This is a genomic window from Bacillus sp. hwrm1 (assembly GCF_040207805.1).
GTDB lineage: Bacteria > Bacillota > Bacilli > Bacillales > Bacillaceae > Bacillus > Bacillus velezensis.
This window is the reverse complement of sequence record NZ_CP157943.1, coordinates 2,843,282-2,870,279: the sequence shown is the minus strand read 5'-3', so window position 1 is coordinate 2,870,279 and position 26,998 is coordinate 2,843,282. Positions and strand designations below refer to the sequence as shown.

28 protein-coding genes are annotated in these 26,998 nt (G+C 47.0%); 20 read left to right on the top strand and 8 right to left on the bottom strand.

The features are described 5' to 3' along the window. The 16 genes from ABK447_RS14215 to ABK447_RS14140 all read left to right on the top strand — a co-directional run bounded on the left by ABK447_RS14215 (position 1) and on the right by ABK447_RS14140 (position 14,259). Complete coding sequence (locus ABK447_RS14215; protein WP_015239684.1) at positions 1-153, top strand: hypothetical protein; 153 nt, start codon at positions 1-3, stop codon at positions 151-153. Next, positions 141-5,429: a transglycosylase SLT domain-containing protein gene (locus ABK447_RS14210; protein ID WP_094031667.1), complete on the top strand. Its 5,289-nt coding sequence runs from the start codon at positions 141-143 to the stop codon at positions 5,427-5,429. Before ABK447_RS14215 ends, ABK447_RS14210 begins: the two co-directional genes overlap by 13 nt. Beyond that, positions 5,422-6,081, top strand: coding sequence for a LysM peptidoglycan-binding domain-containing protein (locus tag ABK447_RS14205; protein WP_007610816.1), 660 nt, complete (start codon positions 5,422-5,424; stop codon positions 6,079-6,081). The genes ABK447_RS14210 and ABK447_RS14205 overlap by 8 nt, the downstream gene beginning before the upstream one ends. A 13-nt stretch (positions 6,082-6,094) precedes the next feature. Beyond that, positions 6,095-7,072, top strand: a complete 978-nt coding sequence (locus tag ABK447_RS14200; RefSeq protein ID WP_044802866.1) for a hypothetical protein — start codon at positions 6,095-6,097, stop codon at positions 7,070-7,072. After that, complete coding sequence (locus ABK447_RS14195; protein WP_007610818.1) at positions 7,072-7,338, top strand: DUF2577 family protein; 267 nt, start codon at positions 7,072-7,074, stop codon at positions 7,336-7,338. The genes ABK447_RS14200 and ABK447_RS14195 overlap by 1 nt, the downstream gene beginning before the upstream one ends. Before the next feature lie 103 nt (positions 7,339-7,441). Further along, positions 7,442-7,867: a DUF2634 domain-containing protein gene (locus ABK447_RS14190; protein ID WP_094031917.1), complete on the top strand. Its 426-nt coding sequence runs from the start codon at positions 7,442-7,444 to the stop codon at positions 7,865-7,867. Further along, positions 7,860-8,906: a baseplate J/gp47 family protein gene (locus ABK447_RS14185; RefSeq protein ID WP_015239688.1), complete on the top strand. Its 1,047-nt coding sequence runs from the start codon at positions 7,860-7,862 to the stop codon at positions 8,904-8,906. Before ABK447_RS14190 ends, ABK447_RS14185 begins: the two co-directional genes overlap by 8 nt. Continuing rightward, positions 8,890-9,468, top strand: a complete 579-nt coding sequence (locus ABK447_RS14180; protein ID WP_015239689.1) for a YmfQ family protein — start codon at positions 8,890-8,892, stop codon at positions 9,466-9,468. The genes ABK447_RS14185 and ABK447_RS14180 overlap by 17 nt, the downstream gene beginning before the upstream one ends. Then, a complete protein-coding gene (locus ABK447_RS14175; protein ID WP_060674884.1) occupies positions 9,465-9,737 on the top strand; it encodes a hypothetical protein in 273 nt (90 codons plus the stop codon). Before ABK447_RS14180 ends, ABK447_RS14175 begins: the two co-directional genes overlap by 4 nt. Positions 9,738-9,739: 2 nt before the next feature. Continuing rightward, positions 9,740-11,371, top strand: a complete 1,632-nt coding sequence (locus tag ABK447_RS14170) for a hypothetical protein (protein WP_221663993.1) — start codon at positions 9,740-9,742, stop codon at positions 11,369-11,371. Positions 11,372-11,383: 12 nt separating this feature from the next. After that, complete coding sequence (locus tag ABK447_RS14165) at positions 11,384-11,755, top strand: XkdW family protein (RefSeq protein WP_043021266.1); 372 nt, start codon at positions 11,384-11,386, stop codon at positions 11,753-11,755. A gap of 4 nt (positions 11,756-11,759) precedes the next feature. Next, positions 11,760-11,957, top strand: a complete 198-nt coding sequence (locus ABK447_RS14160) for an XkdX family protein (RefSeq protein WP_012117366.1) — start codon at positions 11,760-11,762, stop codon at positions 11,955-11,957. A gap of 56 nt (positions 11,958-12,013) precedes the next feature. Continuing rightward, positions 12,014-12,775 carry a hypothetical protein gene (locus ABK447_RS14155; RefSeq protein ID WP_015239693.1) on the top strand — a complete coding sequence of 254 codons (762 nt, stop codon included), beginning with the start codon at positions 12,014-12,016 and terminating at the stop codon, positions 12,773-12,775. 51 nt (positions 12,776-12,826) lie between these two features. Further along, positions 12,827-13,090, top strand: coding sequence for a hemolysin XhlA family protein (locus tag ABK447_RS14150; protein ID WP_003154815.1), 264 nt, complete (start codon positions 12,827-12,829; stop codon positions 13,088-13,090). Positions 13,091-13,103: 13 nt separating this feature from the next. Beyond that, positions 13,104-13,367: a phage holin gene (locus ABK447_RS14145; RefSeq protein WP_003154813.1), complete on the top strand. Its 264-nt coding sequence runs from the start codon at positions 13,104-13,106 to the stop codon at positions 13,365-13,367. A 13-nt stretch (positions 13,368-13,380) separates the two neighbouring features. Beyond that, entirely contained in the window at positions 13,381-14,259 is an 879-nt protein-coding gene (locus tag ABK447_RS14140) for an N-acetylmuramoyl-L-alanine amidase (protein WP_020955695.1), read from the top strand. 34 nt (positions 14,260-14,293) lie between these two features. Here the strand turns inward: ABK447_RS14140 and ABK447_RS14135 are convergent, their stop codons facing one another. The 6 genes from ABK447_RS14135 to ABK447_RS14110 all read right to left on the bottom strand — a co-directional run bounded on the left by ABK447_RS14135 (position 14,294) and on the right by ABK447_RS14110 (position 18,768). Further along, positions 14,294-14,419 carry a hypothetical protein gene (locus ABK447_RS14135; protein WP_023356844.1) on the bottom strand — a complete coding sequence of 42 codons (126 nt, stop codon included), beginning with the start codon at positions 14,417-14,419 and terminating at the stop codon, positions 14,294-14,296. A gap of 96 nt (positions 14,420-14,515) precedes the next feature. Continuing rightward, complete coding sequence (locus tag ABK447_RS14130; protein ID WP_003154807.1) at positions 14,516-14,686, bottom strand: type II toxin-antitoxin system SpoIISB family antitoxin; 171 nt, start codon at positions 14,684-14,686, stop codon at positions 14,516-14,518. Further along, entirely contained in the window at positions 14,687-15,433 is a 747-nt protein-coding gene (locus tag ABK447_RS14125) for a type II toxin-antitoxin system SpoIISA family toxin (protein WP_007407256.1), read from the bottom strand. It lies immediately after the preceding gene. Between the two features lie 104 nt (positions 15,434-15,537). Beyond that, positions 15,538-16,536, bottom strand: a complete 999-nt coding sequence (locus ABK447_RS14120) for an inorganic phosphate transporter (protein WP_007407255.1) — start codon at positions 16,534-16,536, stop codon at positions 15,538-15,540. Positions 16,537-16,548: 12 nt separating this feature from the next. Next, on the bottom strand, positions 16,549-17,166 hold the full coding sequence (locus ABK447_RS14115; RefSeq protein WP_003154804.1) for a DUF47 domain-containing protein: 618 nt from the start codon (positions 17,164-17,166) through the stop codon (positions 16,549-16,551). Between the two features lie 285 nt (positions 17,167-17,451). After that, positions 17,452-18,768 (bottom strand): APC family permease, encoded by a 1,317-nt coding sequence (locus tag ABK447_RS14110; protein WP_007407254.1) that lies wholly within the window; start codon positions 18,766-18,768, stop codon positions 17,452-17,454. A gap of 324 nt (positions 18,769-19,092) precedes the next feature. On the opposite strand from ABK447_RS14110, the gene ABK447_RS14105 reads away from it, so the two are divergent. The 3 genes from ABK447_RS14105 to ABK447_RS14095 all read left to right on the top strand — a co-directional run bounded on the left by ABK447_RS14105 (position 19,093) and on the right by ABK447_RS14095 (position 23,357). Next, positions 19,093-20,043, top strand: coding sequence for a ring-cleaving dioxygenase (locus tag ABK447_RS14105; RefSeq protein WP_349909086.1), 951 nt, complete (start codon positions 19,093-19,095; stop codon positions 20,041-20,043). 183 nt (positions 20,044-20,226) lie between these two features. Next, the gene (locus ABK447_RS14100) at positions 20,227-22,374 is read left to right on the top strand and encodes a glycosyltransferase family 39 protein (protein WP_094031668.1); all 2,148 of its coding nucleotides are present in this window, start codon (positions 20,227-20,229) and stop codon (positions 22,372-22,374) included. Positions 22,375-22,385: 11 nt separating this feature from the next. Then, a complete protein-coding gene (locus ABK447_RS14095) occupies positions 22,386-23,357 on the top strand; it encodes a glycosyltransferase family 2 protein (protein WP_007610846.1) in 972 nt (323 codons plus the stop codon). 88 nt (positions 23,358-23,445) lie between these two features. Here the strand turns inward: ABK447_RS14095 and ABK447_RS14090 are convergent, their stop codons facing one another. Both ABK447_RS14090 and ABK447_RS14085 read right to left on the bottom strand, forming a co-directional pair. Beyond that, the gene (locus tag ABK447_RS14090) at positions 23,446-23,622 is read right to left on the bottom strand and encodes a hypothetical protein (RefSeq protein ID WP_164463354.1); all 177 of its coding nucleotides are present in this window, start codon (positions 23,620-23,622) and stop codon (positions 23,446-23,448) included. A 99-nt stretch (positions 23,623-23,721) separates the two neighbouring features. Beyond that, positions 23,722-25,071: a S1C family serine protease gene (locus tag ABK447_RS14085; protein ID WP_157696431.1), complete on the bottom strand. Its 1,350-nt coding sequence runs from the start codon at positions 25,069-25,071 to the stop codon at positions 23,722-23,724. Between the two features lie 287 nt (positions 25,072-25,358). On the opposite strand from ABK447_RS14085, the gene ABK447_RS14080 reads away from it, so the two are divergent. Then, on the top strand, positions 25,359-26,915 hold the full coding sequence (locus tag ABK447_RS14080) for an MFS transporter (protein WP_094031670.1): 1,557 nt from the start codon (positions 25,359-25,361) through the stop codon (positions 26,913-26,915). Positions 26,916-26,998: the final 83 nt, after the last annotated feature.

Below are 26,998 nucleotides of genomic sequence, written 5' to 3'. Positions count from 1 at the left end.
ATGCATGAGCTTCATTATTCTCCATCAGAACTGAAAGAGTTATATGAAGCACCGAGACATTTTAAGGCGCTGTTGTACGGTTTAATCGGTTACAAGCTGGACATTCTTGAAAAACAAGCGAAGAAAGGGGGAGCGACATCATGGCAAAGCTGACCGCCCGTTTTGAATTGGAAGATCGGGTTTCAAAGAAAATAAGGAAAATCCAAAATGGCTTCAGAGCGCTTGAGAAATACAGGAAAATGACAAAACGCCAAAGTGAAATTGATATACGCAAAGAGAGTAAATCAGTTTTAAGAACAATTGACCGCATTCAGCGCTCTATGAAAAGAAAGCTGGGCGCACAAATGATCTCTATTTCAGCTGAAGACGGAGCCAGTGCCGTCATTCAAAAGGTGCAAGCCCAATTAGCGGGTCTGCCTGCGTCTTTAACCATTAAAATAGGAGCAAAAGACAGCGCGACAGCGGCATTTGAGAGATTGCGGGATCTGGCTGCCGGTTTTAAAGGATTTACCGTTTCACTTTATGCGTCAGACGAAGTGACCCCTGCCATGGAACGTATCAAACGCTATATGCAATCTGCGTTAAAGAACGGGTACTCTGTCACTATACGCGTCATAGATCACGTCATGAAAACAGTCGGCCGAATTTCAGCGGGCATTGATTCGCTGACGGGAAAAAACAATGTCATTCAATTATCGTTAAACGAAAAGGTGACAGCACAGCTGGCTGCAATGCAAAAGAATATGCCGGACGTCGGAAAAGCTTCTGCATCTGCTGCTCCTGCTTCGCCGAAAAACGATTTTTCAATGCTTGACTCCATTGCAGACACCTTCATGAAAAAAGTCAATGATATCGCATCCAAATTTTATCCGGAAACAATCATAGCGGAACTGGATAAATTCGCTGCAAGCTTTATGAAGAAAGCGGACGAAATCGCAAGCAAATTCAGCCCGGAGACGATTTTAGCAGAATTGGACAAGTTCACGACATCAATCATGGGGAAAGTAGACGAAATCGCGAGCAAATTCAGCCCGGAGACGATTTTGGCAGAGCTGGATAAGTTCACAACGTCATTCATGGGAAAAGTAAACGAAATCGCGAGCAAATTCAGTCCGGAGACGATATTAGCCGAACTGGACAAGTTCACAACATCATTCATGGGAAAAGTAGACGAAATCGCGAGCAAATTCAGCCCGGCAACGATATTAGCAGAGCTGGATAAGTTCACGAGCTCATTCATGGGAAAAGTAGACGAAATCGCGAGCAAATTCAGCCCGGCAACGATTTTAACCGAACTGGATAAGTTCACAACGTCATTCATGGGAAAAGTGGACGAGATCGCGAGCAAATTCAGCCCGCAAACGATATTAGCAGAACTGGATAAGTTCACGACCTCATTCATGGGGAAAGTAGACGAAATCGCGAGCAAATTCAGCCCGGCAACGATATTAGCAGAGCTGGATAAGTTCACGAGCTCATTCATGGGAAAAGTAGACGAAATCGTGAGCAAATTCAGCCCGGCAACGATTTTAACCGAACTGGATAAGTTCACAACGTCATTCATGGGAAAAGTAGACGAAATCGCAAGCAAATTCAGCCCGGAGACGATTTTAGCAGAGCTGGACAAGTTCACGAGCTCATTCATGGGAAAAGTAGACGAAATCGCGAGCAAATTCAGCCCGGCAACGATATTAGCAGAGCTGGATAAGTTCACGAGCTCATTCATGGGAAAAGTAGACGAAATCGCGAGCAAATTCAGCCCGGCAACGATTTTAACCGAACTGGATAAGTTCACAACGTCATTCATGGGAAAAGTGGACGAGATCGCAAGCAAATTCAGCCCGGAGACGATTTTAGCAGAATTGGACAAGTTCACGACATCATTCATGGGGAAAGTAGACGAAATCGCGAGCAAATTCAGCCCGGAGACGATTTTGGCAGAGCTGGATAAGTTCACTGATTCATTTATGAAAAAGATAGATGACGTTGTCAGCAAATTCAGTCCGGAGACCATATTGAAAGAGCTGGATCATTTTACTGATTCGTTTATGAAGAAAGTCGACGACGTTGTCGGCAAATTCAGTCCTGATAAGCTAATCGACCGCGCCGAACAATTTGTAAATGACACGATTGACCGAATTTCTGAGAAATTCGATTTTCTCAATCCGGATAAGATTTTGGAAAAAGTGGAGCAGTTTACATCCTCACTGTTCGGAGGCATTGATAAAAAGTTCGGCAAATTCAGTCCTGATGCGATCATCGAAAAAGCCGAGGCATTTGTTGATAAAATTGTCAGCAAGATTGCCAAGAAATTTGAGAAATTCAGCCCGGACAAAATCATCGAAAAAGCCGGGGAATTAATAGAAAAAATATTTTCAGGAATCGCTGAAAAATTAGGCAAACTCAATATCGGCGGATTATTAGGAGGCGGAACGAAAAAAGAAAAGAGTAAGGGCGGCCTTACTGCCGGCGGCTCCAACGGCCCGAAGCGTCCTGATCTGACAAAGGGTTCACAGCGCACGGTAACAGCGTCAAAATCTTCAGGAAAGTCAGCCAAAAAAACCGGCGGGGCTTTGGGGGGCTGCTGCTGCTGTACCGGAGTGACGAGGGGCAAAAGCAGTAAAGTCGAAGAGCGGAATAAATCTTCAAAACGAGGTTCATCCGCAAAGGGAAGCAAACAGGCATCCGTAAACACGCCGAAAACAAAAGGGGCAGGTAAAGGCATCGGCGCGCTTTTGAAAGGCTTGGGAGATTCAAAGGCGCTAAAAGGCGGTATGAAAGGGTTAAAAGGTGCCGCTAAAGGAATTCCCGGCATAGGTGAATTGTTATCACTCACTGATTTAGCCGGCATCAATAAAGATAATGCAGGAGAGAAGGTCGGCTCAGCAGGCGGCGGTCTTGCCGGAGCCGCGGCCGGAGCGGCAATAGGAAGCGTTGTTCCCGGAGTGGGCACGCTAATCGGCGGCGCGGTAGGCGGCATCGCCGGCAGTTTGGGCGGTTCCAGCTTGGGAGAGGCCTTTGATTCAGGGGCTTTGAAAGACACTTGGAATGATATTTCCAAAGCGGCGCAAAGTGCTTGGACAACAATACAAGATACTTGGGGAAGCGTTTCATCCTGGTTCATGGAAAATGTATGGACGCCGGTTTCATCAGCTGTCGTCGGAGTGGCGACAAGCATCTGGTCAAATATCGTGAATGCGTGGACGACGATTCAAGGGATTTTCAGCACGGTGTCATCCTGGTTCATGGAGAATGTATGGACGCCGGTTTCATCGGCTGTCGTCGGAGTGGCAACCAGCATCTGGTCAAATATCGTGAATGCGTGGACGACGATTCAAGGTGTCTTCAGCACAGTATCCGGCTGGTTTATGAGCACGGTGTGGGGGCCCGTAAAATCGGCTGTCGTCGGAGTGGCGACGTCCATTTGGAGTAAAATCACAGGAGCTTGGGATAAAATTAAATCCGTTTTCAGTACGGTTTCCGGCTGGTTCATGGATACTGTCTGGAATCCGGTGAAAGACACGGTGAAAAATGTCGGTAAAGGAATATCAGATGCTTTCCAGACTGCTTTAGATACGGTAAAGGATATATGGAAAGGGTTAAGCGGCTGGTTTGAGAAACATATAAAAGAACCTCTTGTAAAAGTGGGAACGGCCATATCAGATGCTTTTTCTGCAGCATTCGACTGGGTGAAAAAGATTTGGGATAAAACCGGCGGCAAAATGATTTCAGGCATAATGAACTTTGTCACAGGAGGCGGCGGAGATAAAAAGAAAAAAACGGACAAAAACGCCACGGGCGGCTACATTACAAAGCCGACCATTTCCTGGATCGGTGAAGCCGGTAAAGAATTTGTCATTCCCGTTGACAACAATCGCGGACGCGGAAAGATGCTGCTTTCACAAGCTGCGTCTAAGCTCGGCATGCGTGTTGTCGATGATATGGGCGCGGCTTCGGCTCAGTCTTCTGCTGTTCCGGCGGGAGCGGGCGGTGTTTCTTCTTCTGCATCTGTGTCGGCCGCAGCGTCTGTGGATTCTTCCGGATTTGCCGGGACGGCTTCATCACTCGGCAAACAGTTTACTGAAGGCTTTGACAGCGGAATCAGCAAAAAAGCGGTGGATATGGACGGCTGGAAGGAAAAAAACATCAGAGCGCCGTTCAATACCCTCATTTCGTCTTCATCCGGTTACGGAAAGCAAGTCGTTGCGGGCTATGCCAAAGGTCAGAATACTTCGCCGACGGGCACCGATTCATTTTTAAAAACAAAGGTGAAAACACCTTATCAATCGGCGGTTAATCAATCGTCATCATGGGGCGCCGCAACGGTGAAAGGATATTCGGCCGGACAGAATGCAAAAGATACGGGAACGTCGCAATACGTAAGCACACATATCAATAAACCGTTTGTGCAATCAAGAGATTCCGCGAACGGCTGGGGGTCAGGCCTGATCGGACACTTCGTATCAGGGATGACTGCAAAAGGAAGCGAAGTCAAACAGGCGGCCAAAGATCTGGCCAAAAAAGTCGAGGACGCATTCAGGGAAGAGCTTGATATTCACTCTCCTTCCCGTGTCATGATGAGTCTCGGACGCTTTGCTTCAGTCGGCGTCGTCAAAGGGCTCAGCTCAGTTGACGTGAAAAAATACGCCGAAAAACAGGCAGGCTCGCTTGCAGCAGCCTTTTCCGGCATGGGTGCAGCGGGAGGAAGCGTCAAAGAGTGGCTTTTGGCCGCAATGAAAGCAACCAATACGCCGATCAGCTGGCTTCCGGGATTAATGACGATCGCACAGCATGAGTCAGGCGGCAACCCTAATTCCATTAATCTATGGGACAGCAACGCCAAAGCCGGACACCCGTCACAGGGGCTTATGCAGACGATTCCAAGCACCTTTGAAGATCACAAAGCGCCGGGTATGAATGATATCAGAAATCCAATTCACAACGCCGCTGCCGCTATCGGCTATATTAAAAGCCGATACGGCTCGATCAGCAATGTCCCCGGGATTAAAAGTATGGCTCATGGAGGCCCTTACGTCGGTTATGCCAATGGGGGTCTGATTACCAAGGAGCAGATCGCCCGTGTCGGCGAAGGGAACAAACGGGAGTGGATCATCCCTGAAGAGCGGGGCATCCGCGGCCGTTATCTGCTGCAAAAAGCCGCTCAAGCGCTCGGCATGGAAGTGTCCGATCCGTCCCAGACGGAACCGGCGGCGCTTTCAGCCGGCACGGTTTCCGCAGCCGTTAAAGGCGGCGGACAAACCGTTCAAAAAACGGGAACAAAAGAAATTAAAATCGAATTCAGCGGCGATCAGCATTTCCATAACGGACAGGACGCCGACAGCCTCGCCGCCAAAATCAAACAGGCGCTGATTGATGAACTGCAAAAAGACATTTATACCGGAGCAAAGGGGGCCGTTGCTTTTGACTAAATCTGTTTACGAATTTTGGCTGTCTCAGGGGAAGGACAAGCTCCGGCTTCCCGTTCTCCCTGAAGCGATTGATATCGCAAACAGCGTGCAGAATGATTCCGTGAAAGTCACCGGACTTGGAGAGGTGACGTTTATCGAAGAACCGGGAGCGAAAGAAATTTCGTTCTCTTCTTTTTTTCCGAAACGGTACAGCCCGATTGCCGAATATCAAAGCATCCCTTCGCCGGAAAAAGCCATTTCAGCCATTGAAGCATGGATGAAAGCGAAAAAACCCGTTCAGTTTTTGATTACAGGGACAAAAATCAATGTCACATGCAGCATTGAAAGCTTTAATTACAGCGAAGGTGACAATGAAATCGGTGACCGGAATTTTGATATCGTACTGAAAGAATATAAAACCGCTTCGCCAAGAAAAATCAAACAAAAGAAAAAAACGAAAGCGAAGCGCCCGTCCAAAGCTTCACCCAAAACATATACCGTCAAAAAAGGGGATACGCTTTGGGACATCGCCGGCAAGTTTTACGGAAAACACACGGAGTGGCGGAAAATCTGGAACGCGAATAAAACCGCCATGATTAAGCGCAGCAAACGGAATATCCGGCAGCCGGGGCATTGGATCTTCCCGGGGCAGAAGCTGAAGATACCGCAATGAAACGGGTGAAAAGATGATTGAACTATTTGTCATAAAAGAAACGGAGTGGCTCGAGCTTGTCACAGAAAGCGTAACGCTGGAAGGACACAGATATCAGGCGCCCCGCTCCATCGAAGCGACGATTGTCGTAAAGCAGGGCAGCCAGACGTATTACGGTGTATCGGAGGGGGATACGGTTTTGTTCAAATGGAACGGAAAAGAACTGTTCCGCGGCATTGTTTTTGCAAGAACGCCCGATGAGCATACCGTCGCCTTCACCGCATACGATATGCTCCAATACCTTGTGAAAAACCAGGACGTTTACGTGTTTTCCAACAAGCGCGCCGATCAAATATTGAAAAGGATCGCCAGCGATTTTCAAATTCCCGTCACATCCATTGCCAACACAGGCCATACCATTAAATCACTCGTTTTTAAAAATGATACAAGCCTTTACGATATGATGCTAAAAGCGTTAAAGCAGACAAAAAGCCAGACGGGGCGCAATTATCAGCTCTATTCAGAAAAAGGCAGGCTCGGCTTGCGTGAATGGCCGGAGCCGTCTGACATATGGGTGCTGGAAACAGGAGTTAATATCACAGGGTATCAATACAGCACCTCAATTGATGACACCGCAACCCGTGTCGTCATGCGGCTGCAAAAAGACAATAAAACGATAAAGGCTTCCGCGTCAGACAGCGCGGGCATGAAAACATTCGGCGTTTTGCAGTATACCGAAACGGTTTCTGACGACATTAATGAAGCCCAGCTGAAACAGCGCGCAAAAGTGAAGCAGGCTGAGAAAAAAGGCGTTAAGAAAGAGCTGAAAAATATACAGGCAATCGGTATTCCTGGGTTGGAAAGCGGATTGCCTGTATATATTTCAATTCCGGAAATCGGGCTGAAGAAAACCTATTATGTAGATACGGACCGCCATGAATTCCAAGGAACAAAACATACCATGACGATTGACGTCACGGAGAAAAATTCACTGCCGGAGGGGACATCCTGATGAGATTAAGTGATGCCATTAAACATTTAGCCGTCGGAGCGGTTGACGCCGAAGCGCCGGTGGAGCTGATGCCGGCCGAAGTGACCTCCGTTTCGCCGCTCGAGCTGAAACTGAAAGATCACGACAAACTTTTGATTCCGTCTGATGCACTCATTGTGCCGAAGCGGCTGAGATCCGGAGAAGATGATCAGCTCCAGGCGGGAGATCGGGTGATGACCGCCGCCTTAACAGGAGGACAGTCTTTCTTTGTACTGGACAAAATTTAACCGGCATCCGGACGGAGATGCACGAGAATATCAGCCTATTAAAGCCGCTTCATCTGCCGAAGAGGGCTTTTTTACATGGACAAATCTAAAAGGAGCGGGTGCAATGGCCTTGACACCGGAAATCGAATTTGAAGATTTGGAGGATGCGAGTGAGGCCGTTGAGACTTCACAAACCTACCGAATTGATTTTGAAAACAACCGGATTACCAATGAACTGATAAACGGACTGGACGCAATCAGACAATTTGTCTATATCGCTCTTCACACAGAACGGTATTCATATTCGGTTTTCAGCCATGATATCGGAAACGAACTTCAGGAAGTGCTTTCAGATCAGAACACGACGGAAGCTTATAAAAAAATGGAGATTCCAAGACTGATAGAAGAAGCCTTGCTGTATGATGACCGCATTTTGGCCGTTACCAATTTTGAGATTGAGAAAAAAGATGATGCCTTCATCGTCTCTTTTACCGTTGAAACTGATGAGGGCATGCTTGAGATAGAGGAGGTGCTGGGTGAGGATGTTTGAAGCTCAGACGTTTGACGACATTATGGATAGAATGCTGGCGCGCGTTACGGCGGATATTGATACGAGAGAAGGCAGCGTCATTTACAATGCGCTCGCGCCTGCGGCCGCTGAGCTCGCAAAGTCTTATATTTGGCTGGATACCGTGCTGGAGCTCGTGTTTTCCGATACGGCTCAGGGAGAATTTCTGGACAGGCGTGCTGCTGAAGCGGGAATTGAACGAACACCTGCCACAAAAGCGGTCAGAGCAGGAGAATTTACAGCGGGCATCACCATTCCGCCAGGCTCCCGTTTCTTCGTTGATAACCTGTATTTTCAATATACGGGGGATGGAACGCTTGAATGTGAAACAGCCGGTGAAGCGGGCAATGCCGGCATTTCAGGGCAGAACCTGCTGCCGCTTGATACGATACCCGGGCTTGAGAAAGCAGTCGTGCGCGATATATTAATTCCCGGCCGTGAGGAAGAAGATGACAACAGCTTAAGGGCGCGCTATTTTACCCGTGTCCGCCGGGAGGCAGTCAGCGCAAATAAACAGCATTATAAACAATGGGCCGAAGAGGTTGACGGCGTCGGCAGGGCGAAAATCTTCCCGCTTTGGAACGGAGCCGGAACGGTGAAGGTTGTCATCACAAATGCGAATTTGGAACCGGCATCAGATATTCTGATCAAAAAAGTAAAGGATTATATTGATCCGGACGAAGGGCAGGGAGAAGGACAGGCGCCGATCGGAGCGGCAGTAACGGTGGAAAGCGCCGTATGGAAGGAAATCGAAATCTCCGCTTCCGTGCTGCCTGAGCTGAACAGCTCGATCGATGACGTAAAAGCGGAGATTGAAAAAGGCGTCCTGAATTTATTTAAGAAAATGGCCTTCGAAGAAAACACCGTCCGTTTATCACAAATTAACAACATCGTTTATAACTCGGCATCCGTCAGTGACTACGCCGATATCAAAATGAACGGTGCGGCGGAAAACCTCGTGCTCAGTGACGTGGAAATTCCTAAACTCAAAGAGGTGACAATCCTTGAGCAGACTCGATGAGATGACGGCGTACCTCCCGCCGTTTTTAACCCGATTAAAGGAGATGGCACAACTGCTTGAGGCGGAAGCTCCCGAGTTTGAGCGGCAGAATAACGATATTTTCGATTTGACGGATCAGCTCTTTATCACGACGGCGACATGGGGGCTTGAACGCTGGGAAAAAATATTAAAAATACCGCGGGAATCAGGTGACACGGAGGATATGAGACGGCTCAGGCTGATTTCGAAGATGTCGAATATTCCGCCCATCACACATCAAGCGATCGAGCAGGCGCTAAACCGTTTTTTAAAACATCCGTCAGCTTACGTTCGGATGTTTCCGGGGCAGTATCGTTTTTATGCCGATATCGGGCTTGATGACCTGCAGCACATGAACGAGCTGATTGAAACACTTGAAAAAATCAAACCTGCTCATTTGGCGTATACATTGAGAGCCGCATTAAACGAAACACTGGAAATCAAAGACCGGGTCATTCTCAACAATCGGAGATACCGAAAAGTCAGTGAACTGAAGGTCGGTTATTCCGTCACACTCAACAATAACGAGGTGGTCTTACCATGATATCAGCCGCTTACAGACAGCGTGCCGCAGCCGATCTGAAAAACAGGATCACAAAAGTGCTGTTAAACGGAAAAGAAACTCCGATTGCGGACATTTCCGTAAAAGAAGCCGCAGTCACCGTTCTCACACGCAGGGAAGAAGACGTCAAACACATTGAAACCGTGCAGATGCTTGACGAAACAGGAAGCGTCATCACAGAACGAAAAACAAATTTAGATCTCAGCAATAACAGAACGCTTGATTTAAGATTTACCTTTGAGGTGGTGTAACGATGGCTTACGAAGAAAAAACAGACTGGCTTCCGGACGATCCGATTAACGAAGATGACGTCAACCGCTGGGAAAAAGGCATAAATGACGCACACACGGATCTGGCGGCCCATAAAAACGACATGAACAACCCGCACAAAACGACAAAGGCGCAAATCGGCCTCGGAAACGTGGACAATGTCCAGCAGGCAGCAAAGAAAGATTTTGATCAGCACAATCAAGATCTGGACCGGCATGTGACGAAAGCTGAGAAGGATACATGGAATGCAGGACAGCTGTTTAAATTAACGGAAGATAATGGGTTGGCAAAGTATCGAAGCGGTGCTGACTTTAATACGGTAACGGATACAGGTTTATATTATATGAGCAGTGTCACGACCGCATTAAACGCGCCAGTGAATAATAACGGGTATTTGTTTGTTCACAACTACGGAACGTATGCTTATCAGGAATATACGTCCTATAGCAGCAGCGACTCAACGTCGTCAGGCCGCCGAAAGTTTATGCGTAATAAAATCTCAGGCTCGGATTCTTGGACGTCATGGCGTGAGTTTGAGTCAGTGGAAGGATCGCAGTCAAAGGTCGATGCACATGCTAATAAAACAGATATTCACGTAACAAAATCTGATAAGGATAAATGGAACAATGCGCAGTTAAATAAAATTTCGAATGATGACGGCCAGCCGTTATTTAATGTCACAACTGATCTTCATGCTGAATTGTTAAATTATCCTTCATTGACCTATTTCTCATATGAAAAAACTGCGGCGAATACCCCTCCTGCAGGCGGACGCGGGTTTTGGACCTGCAGTGTCGGAAAGTCATATGGTCATGTTCTTGCCATGACAAATGACAACAGAACATTCCGTAAGTCTTTGGCAAATAATGTTTGGAGTGATTGGGTTGAGTTGGACAACACAGAAGCTGTACAAAAACTATTAGACGCTCACGCTAATAAAAAAGACATCCATGTCACACAGGCGGATAAAAATATGTGGAACGGGGCACAGCTTTCGAAAATAACAAACGATAACGGCGGCTATCTTCTTACAATTGGTGATGATGATAACTTTCTTGAAAAAATCGTTAAAAACGGCAGGGCGTTCGGCACCTTTTATTCAACCGGCAAAGCGGCAGACAGTCCGAGCAGCGCTTCGACCCGCGGCATGTTTCATTTTACCTCTCTTGACAGTGAGGGAAAGGGAACGTTTGGGTATGTCATTGCCGTTGATTATAAAAATAATATGTTCACGAACTATTTGGATTTGAACTTGGGCTGGCAGGGCTGGCGTCGCCTCATTACTGAACTTGATACTGAGAATGTACCTTGGATCAATGTTCCTTATAAAAATGGCGCTAAATCAGGAGACAGGCCGCTTCAATACCGCAAAGTGGGAAACACCCTTCACCTGAACGGACACGTTCTTACGGACAGAGAAGTGGTATTCGGGAGTGTGCCATCCTCTTGTGCGCCGGCCAAAGGCGTTGTGACGATGGTTGCAGCCAGCGGCACCACCGGTTACAGCAAATTTATTATTTATTCTAATGGAGATATGAAGCTGACGGGAATTATGGCCAATATAGAAAGTAATGTGAACGGCTATTATATTGACCTTGTTTTGGCACTCACGTAAAGGAGCGAGAATATGAAATTAATATTTCCGTATGACAATAACAACATTTATACAGGCACTCCGGTTGAGCTTTATCCGGATTCTGAGACAGGAAATTATATGCTGCCGCCTAACGCTGCGGACTTTCCGCCGGAAATAAACGGCGAAGGCATGTGGCGCCCATTTTTTGATGAAGAGAAACAAGAATGGGTGGAAACCGCTGACGAAGCATATAAAGACAGCTTAAAAAAAGATACGGCTCCCGATTCAAACCAGCTTGCAGGCCTCGGCGGACAGCTGGCGAATGAGAAATTGGCCAGAAAAGCAGCCGAACAAGCGCAGCAGTCACTCGGCAGGCAATTAGCGTCTTTAAAATTAGAATTATTAAACGTGAAAGGAGAATGAAAAAATGAAGAGACTTAACTTTTGGGTTTACGCTTTGTTTTATAAGTGGGCCACAATAGAAATGGTCAAACAAGCTATGGGCTATGATGACTGCTCTGCCGAAGATCTGGCTGAAGGTGTGGCCGCGAAGTATATCACGCCTGAGGAATTTCAAGAAATAACGGGTGAAACATACGAAAATTATAAAAATGCTGTGTCATAAGCCAAACGGCTTTTTTTATTTGTCATTTTTAATAAATGAGAAAAGGAGGACGGCCGATGAAAAAGCATTCATTTGAATTTCCCGCCGATCAACTTGGCAGACCCGGCGCCGTAAAAGCTTATCGCGGTAACAAAAACGATTATGTCACACCGGTTGCTGATTTGTCCGGAATGGCAGAGCTTCTTACCAATACGCCGCTAGAAGCGATTGAAGTATACAGCCAATTCGGACAAGACCGTTTAGGAGCCGTCTTAATAGACAGAGTACAGGGGTGGGCTTATTCGGACCGCAGCGGAACTCTTTTTATCGAAGAGAGCGAGGATAACAATTCGTGGACAGCTTCACATTTTGTCGCAGTCAAAGGCGGAGTGCTGACCGCTTCGGGGTGGGTCTGCCTGACAAAACGATATTACCGGTTCCGTTTTGAAAACGGAAATCAAAAGCAGTCCGAATTTGTTTTATACCAATCTGTCGGTACGGGCGGTGATATGGCGTTTTCATATACAGACGTGATTTTTCATGAAAATGCAGCAGAGGCGGGCGAGGGAAGCATCTTCTCGGCGGGCGCTTGGAAAAAACTTCTCGTCGAAATCACCGGCACGGCTGAGTCGGGCCATGTCGCGTTTTGGGGGAGATCCATCTCGGGAAAAAACGTGCCGATCAGAGGAATCAGGTCTGATGACGGGACATCAGCCGCCGGTACATCAGGCACAGAAGAAGTGTGGTCATTTGATATTGCCGGCTTTAAGGAAATCGTCATGGAAATCCAGAGCATTTCCGGCGGGAGCCTTTCTGTCAAAGGCACGGCATTTTCGTAAGAATGAAGCTTCCGAAGGGAGGTGAGAACAATGTAAGAGGGGGGAGCGGAAGTGCTTCTGGATGAACAAGCGGTGCAAAAAGAATTCGCAGGCATCAAAGGTGAACAAAAGGTGCTTGAACAGCGGGTAGCCGCATTAGAGCGGGTATCCGACCGGCAGGATCAGCAAATCATGACGCTGAATGAAAAACTGAACAAAATTGACGAAAACACAACATGGATTAAGCGGACCATTACAGGAGCGATCGTGACAGCAATCTGCACGGGCGTCATTGGCGGAGCCATCGCCATCATGTACAATCTGCTGCAAAAGTAAGGGGGAAACCGATATGAAATTCGCGGACAAAGGCACGGTCGTCAGGACGGTGCTTCTTTTGCTTGCTTTATTGAATCAAACTTTGCTGATGTTCGGCAAATCGCCGCTGAATATTCAGGAGGACCAGGTCAGCCAGCTTGCAGATACGCTGTATGCCGCCGGGTCGGCCGTTTTTACAATCATAACGACTGCCGCCGCCTGGTTTAAAAACAATTACGTTACAGCAAAAGGGAAAAAACAGCAGGCTTTATTAAAAATAAACAATTTATCGAAATAGGAGAGATGAGAATATGGTAAAAATCACACAGGATTTTATCCCGGCAGGAAACAATAACCGCCCAGGCTATGCAATGACACCGATTTACATTACGGTGCACAATACAGCCAATACCGCAGTCGGAGCTAACGCCAAAAGTCACGCAAGCTATGTGAAAAATCCCGATACACCGACAAGCTGGCATTTCACAGTCGATGATACGGAAATTTATCAGCATCTTCCGCTGAACGAAAGCGGCTGGCATGCCGGTGACGGAAACGGGGACGGCAACCGTAAATCCATCGGTATTGAAATTTGTGAAAACGCAGACGGCAACTTTTCACAGGCCGTGGCAAACGCCCAATGGCTCATCCGCACATTAATGACCTCTCACGGCATCACGCTTGCAAATGTCGTTGCGCACAAGCATTGGTCAGGAAAGCTTTGTCCGAGAAGACTGTTGGATACATGGGATGAGTTTAAAGCGGGAATCGGTTCTGGGGAAAGACAGACGTATACCGTCCAAAAAGGAGATACGCTGTCGGCGATCGCGCGGAAATTCGGCGTCAGCGTGGCCGATCTGCAGAAATGGAATAACATCGCTGACCCGAACCTGATTAAAGTCGGACAAGTACTGATCGTCAGCCCGCCGGTTGAAGCACTGTATTCTCTTCCGGACGAGGTGATTCAGCTGACAGAGCCGTACACGTCCGGCGAAAAGGTATACCAGGTGCAAAACGCGCTCGCCGCGCTTTATTTCTATCCTGAAAAAGGAGCTGTCAATAACGGAATTGACGGTATCTACGGTCCGAAAACCGCAGATGCCGTGGCCCGCTTCCAATCTGTAAACGGACTGACGTCTGACGGCGTCTACGGCCCCGCTGTAAAAGCGAAAATTCTGATGCAGCTTTAACAAAAAAGGCTGAGTCCCGTTCACATTGCGGGATTCAGCCTTTTTTCTTTTTTAACCGGTTCAATAGCCTGAGATTCCTCGCCCGCATCCTCAGCGAATAAGCGGAAAGCCCGAAGCGTCCGTAATCCACAAACTTTACGCGCCTGACAATTTTCTTCACATCATCACCTGTCGCATCTCTTTGTTGGTTTTATTATATGAAAGATAAGGAAAAAAGGAATAAGGACAAGAGCCGTGTCTCCTGTCCTTAGTGTAATCAAGCTTTTTTTTGTTTATACTTGTCAATCAGCCGCTCGTTTTCTTTGAAAATTCTGGCGGTATGAGGGCTGACCTGGTAACTTGCGATACTTGTCATTGAACGTTTTTTAAACATTTTGAACGGTTTCGCTCTTTGTTCCGGCTGCCCGTTTTGAAATGCCTGCTCCATTTAACCGTCACCTTCCTCTTCTATTGGCAGCATTAAATCATAAATGCTCGTTAGCGATGTGAAAAGCAAATAATCGAATTCCGTCAACAGGTTTTCCGACGTGAGTTTGATCACGTAATGGCGGTTCTGGACTGTAAACGGAATAAGCACAAGCCTGCCTTTTTGATCATAGTAGACATCTTTACGGTTAAGACGGGACTGAACGTCCGCCGCATCAGGCATATGCTCCGTCAAGCGGTCCTTATCCGATTGTGCGGAATAGTCGCACAAGGAAGCCGTGACATTCATTTTTTCGGCATAAGCGGCCAGCAGTCTGCTGATGCCTTCCGCATAAGCTTCTGTACTTCCATAATATACATGGATCGGTTCATTTTTCAACAGATATTGATAGGTTTTCAGTTTTTCAAGATAGGAGTGAAGCATTTCGTTATTTTCTTCTAAAATTTCCCGCGTATCCGTCTCTAATTCATTGCCGGCGAGCTTTTTGATATACGCGCTCAAAAAGATAAACGCATCAATAAGGGCAAAGCAGACGGCAACAATCAAATATTGTCTCCATGCGGCAAAGAGCGATTCAGGATCATATGTCCAATAGACCATGGAGCCCAGTACAAATAGTAAATACCACGTTTTACGGATGGCAAACATTTTTTCTTTTACCTTTGCCTCATACCGCCAGGATGCGTACACATATAAAATGAGCGCGGCCGCCATCGTCCACACCATGATCTGAAAAAACAAAAGCATGAGCATCCCTCACAATTTGAAAAATGGTCTGCTATGTTCATTCTATGTCATGACATCATTTTCCTGTCACAAAAAAAACCGCTTCTGTAAAGAAGCGGATGTCATCAGAAAAAGAGATCTAGGATGAAAAAGGCGATGGCGCCGAGTGTACCTGCAATCGGCAGGGTGATGACCCATGTAATGAGCATCCGTTTAGCCGTTCCCCAGTTTACGCCTTTTACGCGGTGGGAAGCGCCCACACCGAGAATGGAAGACGAAATGACGTGCGTCGTGCTGACAGGGAGATGAATAAACGTGGCCCCGAAAATAATGGCTGCGCCGGTTAAGTCGGCAGATACGCCGTTTACCGGACGGATTTTCATAATTTTTCCGCCGACGGTTTTAATGATTTTCCAGCCGCCGATGGATGTGCCGAGACCCATTGCCAGGGCACAAGAGAGCTGCACCCAAAAAGGAATGGCATCACTTTTATGTAAATTGGCCGTCATAAGCGCCATCGTAATGATACCCATCGCTTTTTGCGCGTCGTTCGTTCCGTGTGTATAGGACTGAATGGCAGCCGTCAAAATCTGCACTCTGCGGAAGCGTTTATTTGTTTTCGCCAGATTGCTGTCTTTAAAAATCAGCTTCACGATCGAATATACGATAAAGCCGAGAACAAAGGCGATGATCGGTGATAAAATAAGTGCTTCGATAATTTTAATGAACCCTTTATAATTAAGCGTTGCAAAACCTGACGCTGCAATGGCCGCTCCGGCGATCGCTCCGATAATCGCATGTGAAGAGCTGCTCGGAATGCCGAAATACCATGTGATCAAGTTCCAGACGATTGCGGCGAGTAAAGCCGCCAGAATGACAACTGACCCGTTGTCTAATGTATAAGGATTCACAATGTCCTTTGTAATGGTTTTCGCCACACCGGTAAATGTCATCGCTCCGAGAAAGTTCATGATGGCGGCCATAACGATTGCGTGCCGCGGCTTCAGCGCTTTTGTCGAAACTGAGGTGGCGATTGCGTTTGCGGTATCGTGAAATCCGTTAATGAAGTCAAATACCAAAGCGCATATGACAATTAATATCGTTAAAAGTAATAGAGTATCCATTATAACCCCTCGTTACGCGTTTTTCATAATAATGGTTTCAAGGTTATTGGCAACGCTTTGGCAAGAGTCGGCAATTTCCTCAAGCGTTTCGTAAATTTCGCGGTACTGAATCACTTTAATCGGATCGGTTTCTGTGCCGAACAGATTTTTTAATGATTTACGGTGCAGGTTATCACAGCTGTGCTCGTATTCCTTAATTTTAATGGCGTGAGGGTGAATGTCCTTCAATCGGTTTTCTGCAAGAAGTTCAATCGTGATTAAAATTTCCTTCGCGCACTCTCTGATGTATCCGCTGAACTTATCGATATGCTCATCGGAAGAAGTGATCGAGAAAATCTCCATCATTGCTGAAAAATGTTCGATTCCGTCAAGCACGTCATCGAGGCTGTTTGTCAGCTCAAGGATGTCTTCACGTTCAATGGGAGTGATAAAAGCTTTGTTCAGCTCTTTAATCATAACATGAACATGATTATCTCCTTTTGTTTCAAACTCTTTTAACGTATCGGCAAATTCCTTTAAAGTCGTCTGGTTCGTCACTTTAAAGTTGACAAAATATTCTGCGGTTTCGTCTATGTTTTTTGCGATTTCTGTTAAAAGGAGTGAGAACTTATCTTTTTTTCTTTTTATCATTAAAAACCCTCCATTGTTTGAATGAGACAATGCACACATCAAATTATTATATAGCCTTTTGTCGAAAAAAAACAGATAAAGTCGAAAAAAACGCCTCTTGATTTTTTCGTAAAAACGTGTCTCATCCTGTTTTTCTTATGTTACCCACTTCGCCAAAAAAACGTAACATACTTCGAATTCAGACATCTTGCTTAAAAAGTATAACAAAAGATGTGAATTTGCTGTCAACTTTTGCACGTGATTTTGCCAGAAAAAAAACGGCTCCCGTAAAAGGAACCGTTTTTGTCAGTTTTTTCTGCCGTTTTTCAGCCAAAAATAAAGCGGCAGCCCGGCGAGGCCGATCAAGAGGGACAGCACGCAGCTCAGTGTATCTGTAATGATCGTGCTGATCAGCACAAACAGTGAACCCGCGATGGCCAAAACAGGAATGATCGGATACAAAGGCACGCTGTAGGCGCGCGGTTTTCCGCCGCTTTTTTTTCTGAGGATAAACACGGCGAAAAAGGCCATGACGTAAAAAATATAAATCATGAAAATAGAGATTTCAGACAGCTTATCGGGATTGCTGGCGATCATAAAAATAATGGCCAGCGCGATCTGAAATGACACGGCAATCCACGGGGTGCGGAACGTCGGGTGCACCCGCGAAATCTGTCCGGCAAACGGCAGCTGTTTCCGTTCCGCCATCGCAAATGAGACACGCGGAAAAGCGAGAATCTTTCCGTTTAAACAGCCGAAGATGCTGACGATGATTCCGACGCTGATCAATTTTCCTCCGATGTCGCCAAATAGCATTCCGGCAGCGGTGCCGGTCGCATTTTCACCGAGTTTGACGATGTCGGTCGCAGGAAGAATGTGCAGCAGCGCAAAGTTAATGAAAAGATAAATGGCGGTGACGACCAGCAGTCCGCCCGTCATCGCTCTCGGGAGCAGCTTTTCCGGATTTTTCATTTCGCCGCCGAGTGCCGCAAGCAGAATCCAGCCGTCATAAGCAAACAAGGTGGCCAGTATGGCAGCGCCGAAATTCATGTCCGACATGCTGCTTGTAACGGCTGTGAAAATATGCTGATCGCCTTTCCAAAGGCCGAACACGATCATGCAGATAATCGGAATCAATTTGCCGACAGTCGTAATTCCCTGGACGATGCCGCCATATTTCGTTCCGATAATGTTAATGATGCTTAAAAACAAAACGGCTGAAATCCCGATCAATTTAGACCAGCCGGAATCCCAATTGAACAAGTGCGCCATCAAAGAGCCGAAATACAAGCCGATTGCTCCGATAATGGCGGGGCCGTAAATGATAATTTGAACCCATCCGCACAAAAAGCCCCAAAATTCGCCGTACACTTCTTCTAGATATGTATAAAGTCCGCCCGTTTTCGGAATCTGAGTGCCGATTTCCGCAACGGTCAAGCCGCCGGCAAGCGTCAAAATGCCTCCTAACAGCCACGCGATAAGCGCAGTTTTCGCATCACCGGAGTAGGCAAGCACGGCGCCTGGTTTCATAAATACGCCGGAACCGATGATGGTGCCGATAACAAGTGAGAGGGCGATGGTAAGGCCGATCTCTTTTTTAAGTCCGTTCTCTTCAATCTGCATATCCTATCCCTCCAGATGTAAAATCGTCATGCTGAAAAAACTATTTTCCATATTGTAAACCCTAATTGCTGAAACACGAATAAAATAAATTTTCTGATTTTGTTGTTTTCCCTAAAAGATAAAGGTTTCTGCTTTTGAGAAGGAAAAAATACTGTTTTAAAAGCGAACATTAATGGTTTTTTAATATCGAAGGTTCGTTATTTGGAGAGCGACAGTCTGCAGACCGTCTGTGAAGCAGATGGGTTGACTTTGCGATCCGGATAACATAAATTGTATATATATAAAATATCTCGAAATCGAGATAATTGACTGGAGGATAACATAATGAAAGTTAATGGAATACACCATGTATCAGCATTGACGGCTGATGCGCAGAAAAATTTAGATTTCTATCGGAACATCCTGGGATTGAAGCTTGTGAAAAAGTCCGTAAACCAGGATGAACCGACGATGTATCACTTATTTTACGGTGATGAAACAGCTAATCCGGGATCGGAATTGACGTTTTTCGAAATTCCGCGGATTGCGCCGTTTCATGCGGGAACAAACAGTATTTCTTCAATCGGCCTGCGTGTCCCGGATGCACAAGCGCTTCAATATTGGAAAAAACGATTTGAAGAGCATCAGGTCGCTCATGGCGACATCATGACAATAGCGGGCAGAGAGACACTCGCTTTTTGGGATCATGAAGGACAGCGGCTTGTGCTGACAGCTGACGAAAAAGGAAAAGACATCGGTGAAGCGGTGAAGCAAAGCGGCATACCGGAAGAATATTCTTTCCGCGGTCTTGGTCCCGTTGAATTGACCGTCCCGTATGCAGAACCGACGCTGCGTGTGTTAACCGATGTGCTGGGCTTCACTGAAATCGGGAAAGAAACGCATGAAGACCGGGGCACGGTTACGGTGCTCGAATCCGGAAACGGAGGCGCGCGCACAGAAGTCCATCTCATTGAAAGAAACGATCTTCCGCGCGAGCGTCCGGGGAAAGGCAGCGTCCACCATGTGGCCTTCCGCGTTCAGAATGAAGAGGAGCTTGCTTTATGGCACCGCATCATTACAAAAGAAGGTTTCAGCAACTCAGGCATTGTAGAGCGTTATTATTTCAAAGCGCTGTACTTCCGGGAGCCGAACGGAATTCTGTTCGAATTGTCAACGGACGGTCCGGGATTTATGGTTGATGAAAAACCTGAAGAGCTAGGCAAAACGGTTGCGCTCCCGCCTTATCTCGAACACCACCGTTCTGAAATAGAAGCACGGCTGAAACCGATACAGTAAATCAGAAATCATGACAGATGCCTCCCGGCTTGACGGGGGCATCTTTTTTTTGCTTTTTTACCCGTTTTGTCATTCTTTTTACCTATTTGTAAACGGCAAAATAATTGTCTTTGTTTATTAATAAATTTTTCACATTTGGTTGTTACACTTGTTCAAAGTTAAACAAAAGGAGTGAAAACACAGGTGAAAATGAAAAAACGCGAGATAGACGCAGTCTTCATTCTCATTTTACTCGCTTCCGCATTCTTGAATATGTACAACATCTGGAATGACGATACGGTGAATCCTTATTACACCGCAGCGGTAACGAGTATGCTTCAAAGCTTTCATAATTTCTTTTACGCTTCATTTGACGCAGCCGGGTTTATCACGGTAGATAAACCGCCTGTTACATACCAGATACAAACGATCAGCGCGCTGATATTCGGTATGCACGGGTGGAGCGTCATCCTGCCTCAGGCATTGGCGGGTGTAGGTTCAGTTCTATTCATGTACTTATTAATAAAGCCGACGTTCGGAAAAACGGCGGCGCGCATCGCCTCATTTGTCATGGCGTGTACACCGATCGCAGTAGCGGTCGCGCGGACGAATAATGTCGATGCTTTACTGGTCTTTTTCCTCTTGTTCGCCACATGGCTTCTCTTTAAAGCGATCAGAAAAGGCAGACTGATCTGGCTTTTGGCGGCATTTTTTGTCGTCGGAGCAGGCTTTAACACAAAAATGCTTCAGGCTTATATGATTTTGCCGGCCTTCTTGCTGTTCTATATGATTGCGGCAAACACCACGATTAAGAAAAAAATCATTTCATTGGTAAGCGCGTTAGCCGTTTTAGCAGCCGTTTCATTGTCATGGCCGCTCATTGTTGATAATATTCCAGCCGGCAAAAGGCCATATGTCGGAAGCAGCCAGACAAACTCCGTATTGGAATTGGCTTTCGGATATAACGGGATTCAGCGGCTGACAGGGCAAAGTTCCGGCGGCGGTCAGGGCGGGCCGGACGGAAACGCATCGAAAGAGATGTCTTCTTCCGATGGTTCTTCACAAATGCAAAAACCGCCTGGCCAGTCTTCAAGCAGCAGTTCAGCAAGCGGAGACAAACCACAAAACGGCAGTATGACGGCACCTCCATCTAACGGGAAAATGCCAAGCGGCGGTCAAGGAGGTCCTACAAGCGGCGGAGATGGTCCCGGTGGCGGAGGAAAAAGCGGTACAGGCACCGGCTCGAAAATGCAATCAGGTTCAGGAATGTTCGGAACGGGAACTCCTGGTCCGCTGCGCCTTTTCCAAACGGAATTATCTGATCAGATCAGCTGGCTCCTGTCGTTTGCGATTTTTGGAATGGCCGGTTTATTGATCGCCGGGGCGAGAGAAAGAAGACGATTATCAGCAGAACAGAAGGAAACGATCTTTTGGGCAGCGTGGCTTGTGCCGATTGCCGGATTCTTCAGTGTGGCGGAATTTTTCCACCATTATTATCTCATTATGCTGGCGCCTCCGATCGCGGCACTTGTCGGTGCGGGATGGGTCGCCCTCGTTCATCTGTACCGCAAGCAGGCGGGATGGAAAACTTGGCTATTGCCGGCCGCTATTCTTGTGACAACCGGATTTGAGCTGTTTATCCTCAGAAACTACAATGATCAAATCGGCGCAGGCTGGAGCATCGGAGCAGGCGTTCTCGGCGCAGTGGCAGCAATCGCCCTGTTCGTATTCAAACAGCGCCAAAAACCGCTAAGTTATTATGTTTCACTTGCAGCCCTTTTCGTCTTGATGGTCATGCCGATTTATTGGGCGAGCACACCGCTTCTGTACGGAGGCAACAGCTCATTGCCTGAAACAGGCCCTCAGCTCGCTTCAACAAGCGGAAAAGGCATGGGAATGGATAACGCATCTGTCAATACAAAACTGATCAACTATTTAGAGAAACATAACGCCGGAGCGGACTATCTATTTGCTGCAACCGATTCCAACACAGCGGCGCCTTACATTATCAAAACGAAAAAAGCGGTCATGGCGATCGGCGGTTTCAGCGGGTCTGACCCGGCCATTACGCTGACTCAATTTAAAAAGCTCGTAAAAGAAGGGAAAGTAAAATACTTCTTAACATCCGGAATGGGCAAAGGCGGAAATAACGATATTGTGCAGTGGGTTGAGAAAAACGGAAAGAAAGTATCTTCAGATAAATGGAAATCAAGCACAGATCAGAAAACGAAAAATAGTGATCCAGCTGATACAAAAAGCAGCAAGGCTGCGGGTAAAAACAGACGAATGAGCGGCGGGCCGGGCGGAATGAATCAGTCAGCTTCACTATACGAACTTCAATCTGATGAATAGGAGGAAAAAACATGAGCAGACATATTCAATATTCAATAGTCGTCCCGGTTTATAACGAGGAACTCGTCATTCAGACAACCTATCAGCGCCTGAAAGAAGTCATGGATCAAACAAAAGAGCATTATGAATTGATCTTTGTCAATGATGGAAGCAAAGACCGCAGTATTGAGATTTTAAGAGAGCAAAGTCTGATTGATCCGAGAGTGAAAATTATTGATTTTTCCAGAAACTTCGGACATCAGATCGCGATCACAGCGGGTATGGATTATGCAGAGGGGAATGCAATCGCCGTCATTGACGCCGATTTGCAGGATCCTCCTGAATTAATCCTTGATATGATTGAGCAGTGGAAAGAAGGCTACGATGTGGTGTACGCCGTCAGAACGAAACGAAAGGGAGAAACCTTTTTCAAGAAACAGACGGCCTCTATGTTTTACCGGCTGCTGCGGAGCGTGACTGATATTGATATTCCGCTCGACACCGGAGATTTCCGCCTGCTGGACAGAAAAGTCTGTGATGAGATGAAAAGATTAAAAGAAAAAAATCCTTTTGTCAGAGGACTCGTCAGCTGGGTCGGCTTTAAGCAGACTGCTGTAGAATATGAACGAGATGAGCGGCTTGCGGGGGAAACGAAATACCCGCTTAAAAAAATGCTGAAGCTTTCCATGGACGGGATCACAACGTTCTCTCATAAACCGCTCAAGGCGGCAAGCTATGCGGGAATGATCATGTCCGGAGCGGGTTTTCTCTATATGTTTATCGTTTTATACATGAAGCTGTTTACGAACAGCACCATTACGGGCTGGTCCTCTCTGATTGTGATACAGCTGTTATTCAGCGGCATCGTTCTATTAATGCTTGGAATGATCGGCGAATATATCGGAAGGATTTATGACGAAGCAAAAGACCGTCCGCTCTATATCGTGCAAAAAGCGTACGGCATGAAAAACGAAAAGATTTATCGGGACCAGCATATGTCTTAACCGAAACACCCTGTCCGGCCAGCGGACAGGGTGCTTTTATGTGAAATAAAAGCCGCGGGATGACAGAATGTCCCGCGGCTTTTTTCATTCATCTGCGGCCGGTCTGCGTGTGCAGAGAGCGCATGATCAGTCCGGTTCCCGAAAGGTTCAGTAAAATGCTTGCGCCAAGCGTCATACCCCAAGCAGCGTTTTGCTGAGGAAACTGAATGCTCAGCTGCAGCAAGATCAGGCCTGTAACGACCAGCAAAAGTCCTGTTTGTTTCATGTGTAAGTATCCTCCTTTGTACACTAAGTCATACGGCTGATCCAGGCCTAAAGTTTCCGCTGTACATAAAAAATCCAAGGCGGCTGCCTTGGATTTTTGTTAAGAAGATGTTTCTTCTTTTTGAGTCAGTTTCATTTTTTTCGTCATTTCCTTGCCGTTTCTGATAATCTTCACGTCAACGGTGCTGCCGACTTTCGTATTCTTGTAGAGAATATTGCGAAGTTCGCTGCCCGTGCCGGTTTCTTTCCCTTTTAAGCTGATAATGATGTCTTCTGCTTTTAATCCGGCTTTGGCAGCAGGTGAGCCCTGTGCCACTTCGCGAATATAAACGCCTTTATTCAGCTGTTTGCCGAAAAGCCCGAGTGTGCCTTCCTGATAGTTTTGCGGCACTTGTTCCAAGTCGATCATGCTCACGCCGATATAAGGGCGCTCCACCTGTCCTTTCGTGAGAAGCTCTTCGGCGATCGGTTTTACATCGTTGCTCGGGATGGCAAAGCCGATGCCTTCTACATCACTTTCGCTGATTTTCATGCTGTTGATGCCGATGATTTTGCCGTCTGTATTCAAGAGCGGTCCGCCGCTGTTTCCGGGATTGATGGCGGCATCGGTTTGGATGACGTTGATGCTCGACTCGCCGGCTGACGTAGAGATCGAGACGGTTCTGTTTAAGCCGCTCACGATGCCTTGTGTGACGGTGCGGGAAAGGTCTTTTCCGAGCGGATCACCGATGGCGATGACGGATTCACCCGTTCTGAGAGCGGATGAGCTGCCGAAGCTTGCCGTTTTTGTCACGTGTTTATCACTGATTTCTAAAACGGCCAAGTCTGTCAGAGAGTCGCTGCCGACGAGTTTAGCTGTTACATCGGTGCCGTCAAATAATGACACTTTAAGGGAAGAGGCGCCTTCGACCACGTGGTTATTCGTAATGATATACGCTTTGCCGTTTGCTTTCTTAAAAATAACGCCTGAACCCGATCCCGTTTCCGCATCATCACCCGACGAATTAGAGTTTGAATCTGAGCTTGATCCGAATCCGAATAAATCGGAACTGCTTTGCTGCTTCTGCAGATTGGTGATCCCGACGATCGCCGGTGAAATGTCTTCCACCATATTCGAAATGCTGCTTGAATTTGCCGATGAGCTGTTTGCCGATTTGCCGCTGTCTGATTCAGAAGATGTCTGCTTGGCGGTTACCGATGACGTTTCCTGAGCGGGAGCCGGATTGGAAGTATCTTGAGTCTGATGGTCTCCAAGCGGCGTAAATGTATAGATGCCGAGGGCGAGCCCTCCGCCGATCACTCCGCCGAGAAGCGGTCTGAACCAGCCGAAGCTTCGTTTTTTCTTGTCCTCGTCCGGCGCGGAATATCTGGCCGTCTGCGGGTTTTCTTTTACTAAAAGGACTTCCTGTTCTTTTTGGTCTGTCCGATTTTCATCACGATAGTTATCCATCATGTTCACTCCGTTTCTCTATTTCATCATAGCATGATTTGCCTATTATTACTGACTCCATCTTAAACAAAAAGTGTGGGATAATAATGAAAAGATTGTGGGAAATTGTGAAAAAGACGAAATCGGACGCGCGGCGCTTTATATTGACAATTTCCATCGGATTTGAAATAATAAATGAGATATTATGTTCAATCCTTCACATGAAAAGATATGAAAATTCTGTCAAGCTAATGGGGGAGATCTGTTAGCTTTTTCACTTTGTCAAATAGTCAGAAAGGAGCTGTCACATGAAAGAAAAACATCACTGGATTATTTCTCTGCTCGCTGTATTGGCGGTCGGGCCGGGGCTGATGTCGAATACCGCTCTTTCGGCTGTCCAAAGCCTTGTCCGGCAGACGGTCGGCGGGGAAAACTTTGACTCTTTTCATCCGATTATTATCGGTAATATGGCATTTGCCTTATTCGTGCCGGCGGGGCCGTATTTAAGAAAAAGATTCGGCTCCCGGCCTGTCTATATGATTTCGATGGCCGCGGGTGTCATCGGAGCGCTCCTTGCTGCTGTGACAAATGATATTTATCCGCTCGCTGCGGGCCGTTTTTTACAGGGAGCTGCGGCGGGCACTATGTTGATGATTATGATCCCGATGCTGGTGCTTTCGTTTCCGATTGAGCGCCGGAATTACGCATTATTTGTGTTGATCGGCGGATTTTACGGGTCCGTCATTATGGGAACCGTTTTAGGCACGGCGGCAAGCGCCGGCCATTGGCATTGGCTGTTCGGCATTTTTGGCCTGCTGTCTTTTTTCGGCCTCATTTTCAGTTATATGTGGCTGCGGGATGACGCTCATAAAAATGCTGAAAAATCTCCATTTGACGGCATCGGTTTTCTGTTAGCGGGTGTATCAGCCGTGCTGACCGCCTATACATTTATTCATCTGCCGAAATGGGGCTTTTCATCATGGCAGACATTGGCGGGATTTGGAGGAAGCATCGTCATTCTTCTGATCTTGCTGATCATGCAGTACAGAAACGAACATGCGCTGATTTCGATTAAACTTATGCTGATTCCAAAGCCGATTCTGGGTGTTTTCATGATCGCTGCGGGCAGTATTTCCATAGCGGTCAGTCTTTCTGCATTTCACGGGGAGCTTCAGACCGCATATCATATGTCACAAACTCAACTGATATTCCTTTATGCGAGCCTTTTGGGAGGCGTGGCCATCGCCGCTGTCATCAGTGCATTAGCATATGATAAAGTCGGTCCGGGCATGCTCGGCATAACAGGCTCTGTTATACTGGTGTTCGTGAATTTCCAATGGATGACGGCAGATCATCATATACCGCTTATTCTATTTGCGGGGCTTTTCGTGATGCTGGCGGCCGGGACAGGGCTTATTGTGGCAGCCGGACTGATGGGAGCCGCGTTGGGCGGACCGCTTCCGGAACTGGTGAAACGCATGACGGCAGTTCAGTTTTTGAGGCTTTTCATTTATATGGGCGCACCTGTTTTAATAGGGTATTTTACGAAAAGAGATGCTTCCGGCACGCTTCGGGGCGCGCGCGGCACACAATCGCCGCATGACCTGCTGATGGGGACATACAGCGATTTGTTTCTTATTGCTTTCATCTTAAGCTTGCTTTTAGTGTGTTTATCATTTGTCATGAATGCGACCGGCATGGGACATAAGCTGGCGCATAAACCGCATGCCGTCCGTAAGCAGGCGGTTGAACAGCCTTCGCCGCAGGCTCCTGAACCGATCAGGCATCAGGTCATTCCCGATCATGAATACAGAAGTGCGGTCAGACAGTTTCAGCGTCATCATATAAGCAAAAACAGTATGTAACTTTTTCTATCAGCAAACCCTTTTCCCGGTGAAAAGGGTTTGTTTTTTCCCATAATGGCAGAATGGTATATTGCATGTTTCAT

Bases quoted from the DNA above. Each gene is read 5' to 3' on its own strand.
- ABK447_RS14145 (WP_003154813.1), top strand. From the start codon at position 13,104: ATGAAATTCGCGGACAAAGGCACGGTCGTCAGGACGGTGCTTCTTTTG.
- ABK447_RS14165 (WP_043021266.1), top strand. From the start codon at position 11,384: ATGAAATTAATATTTCCGTATGACAATAACAACATTTATACAGGCACT.
- ABK447_RS14175 (WP_060674884.1), top strand. From the start codon at position 9,465: ATGATATCAGCCGCTTACAGACAGCGTGCCGCAGCCGATCTGAAAAAC.
- ABK447_RS14200 (WP_044802866.1), top strand. From the start codon at position 6,095: ATGATTGAACTATTTGTCATAAAAGAAACGGAGTGGCTCGAGCTTGTC.
- ABK447_RS14155 (WP_015239693.1), top strand. From the start codon at position 12,014: ATGAAAAAGCATTCATTTGAATTTCCCGCCGATCAACTTGGCAGACCC.
- ABK447_RS14210 (WP_094031667.1), top strand. From the start codon at position 141: ATGGCAAAGCTGACCGCCCGTTTTGAATTGGAAGATCGGGTTTCAAAG.
- ABK447_RS14215 (WP_015239684.1), top strand. From the start codon at position 1: ATGCATGAGCTTCATTATTCTCCATCAGAACTGAAAGAGTTATATGAA.
- ABK447_RS14080 (WP_094031670.1), top strand. From the start codon at position 25,359: ATGAAAGAAAAACATCACTGGATTATTTCTCTGCTCGCTGTATTGGCG.
- ABK447_RS14095 (WP_007610846.1), top strand. From the start codon at position 22,386: ATGAGCAGACATATTCAATATTCAATAGTCGTCCCGGTTTATAACGAG.
- ABK447_RS14110 (WP_007407254.1), bottom strand. From the start codon at position 18,768: ATGCAGATTGAAGAGAACGGACTTAAAAAAGAGATCGGCCTTACCATC.
- ABK447_RS14105 (WP_349909086.1), top strand. From the start codon at position 19,093: ATGAAAGTTAATGGAATACACCATGTATCAGCATTGACGGCTGATGCG.
- ABK447_RS14130 (WP_003154807.1), bottom strand. From the start codon at position 14,686: ATGGAGCAGGCATTTCAAAACGGGCAGCCGGAACAAAGAGCGAAACCG.
- ABK447_RS14115 (WP_003154804.1), bottom strand. From the start codon at position 17,166: ATGATAAAAAGAAAAAAAGATAAGTTCTCACTCCTTTTAACAGAAATC.
- ABK447_RS14125 (WP_007407256.1), bottom strand. From the start codon at position 15,433: ATGCTTTTGTTTTTTCAGATCATGGTGTGGACGATGGCGGCCGCGCTC.
- ABK447_RS14140 (WP_020955695.1), top strand. From the start codon at position 13,381: ATGGTAAAAATCACACAGGATTTTATCCCGGCAGGAAACAATAACCGC.
- ABK447_RS14170 (WP_221663993.1), top strand. From the start codon at position 9,740: ATGGCTTACGAAGAAAAAACAGACTGGCTTCCGGACGATCCGATTAAC.
- ABK447_RS14190 (WP_094031917.1), top strand. From the start codon at position 7,442: ATGGCCTTGACACCGGAAATCGAATTTGAAGATTTGGAGGATGCGAGT.
- ABK447_RS14160 (WP_012117366.1), top strand. From the start codon at position 11,760: ATGAAGAGACTTAACTTTTGGGTTTACGCTTTGTTTTATAAGTGGGCC.
- ABK447_RS14195 (WP_007610818.1), top strand. From the start codon at position 7,072: ATGAGATTAAGTGATGCCATTAAACATTTAGCCGTCGGAGCGGTTGAC.
- ABK447_RS14090 (WP_164463354.1), bottom strand. From the start codon at position 23,622: ATGAAACAAACAGGACTTTTGCTGGTCGTTACAGGCCTGATCTTGCTG.
- ABK447_RS14120 (WP_007407255.1), bottom strand. From the start codon at position 16,536: ATGGATACTCTATTACTTTTAACGATATTAATTGTCATATGCGCTTTG.
- ABK447_RS14185 (WP_015239688.1), top strand. From the start codon at position 7,860: ATGTTTGAAGCTCAGACGTTTGACGACATTATGGATAGAATGCTGGCG.
- ABK447_RS14085 (WP_157696431.1), bottom strand. From the start codon at position 25,071: ATGGATAACTATCGTGATGAAAATCGGACAGACCAAAAAGAACAGGAA.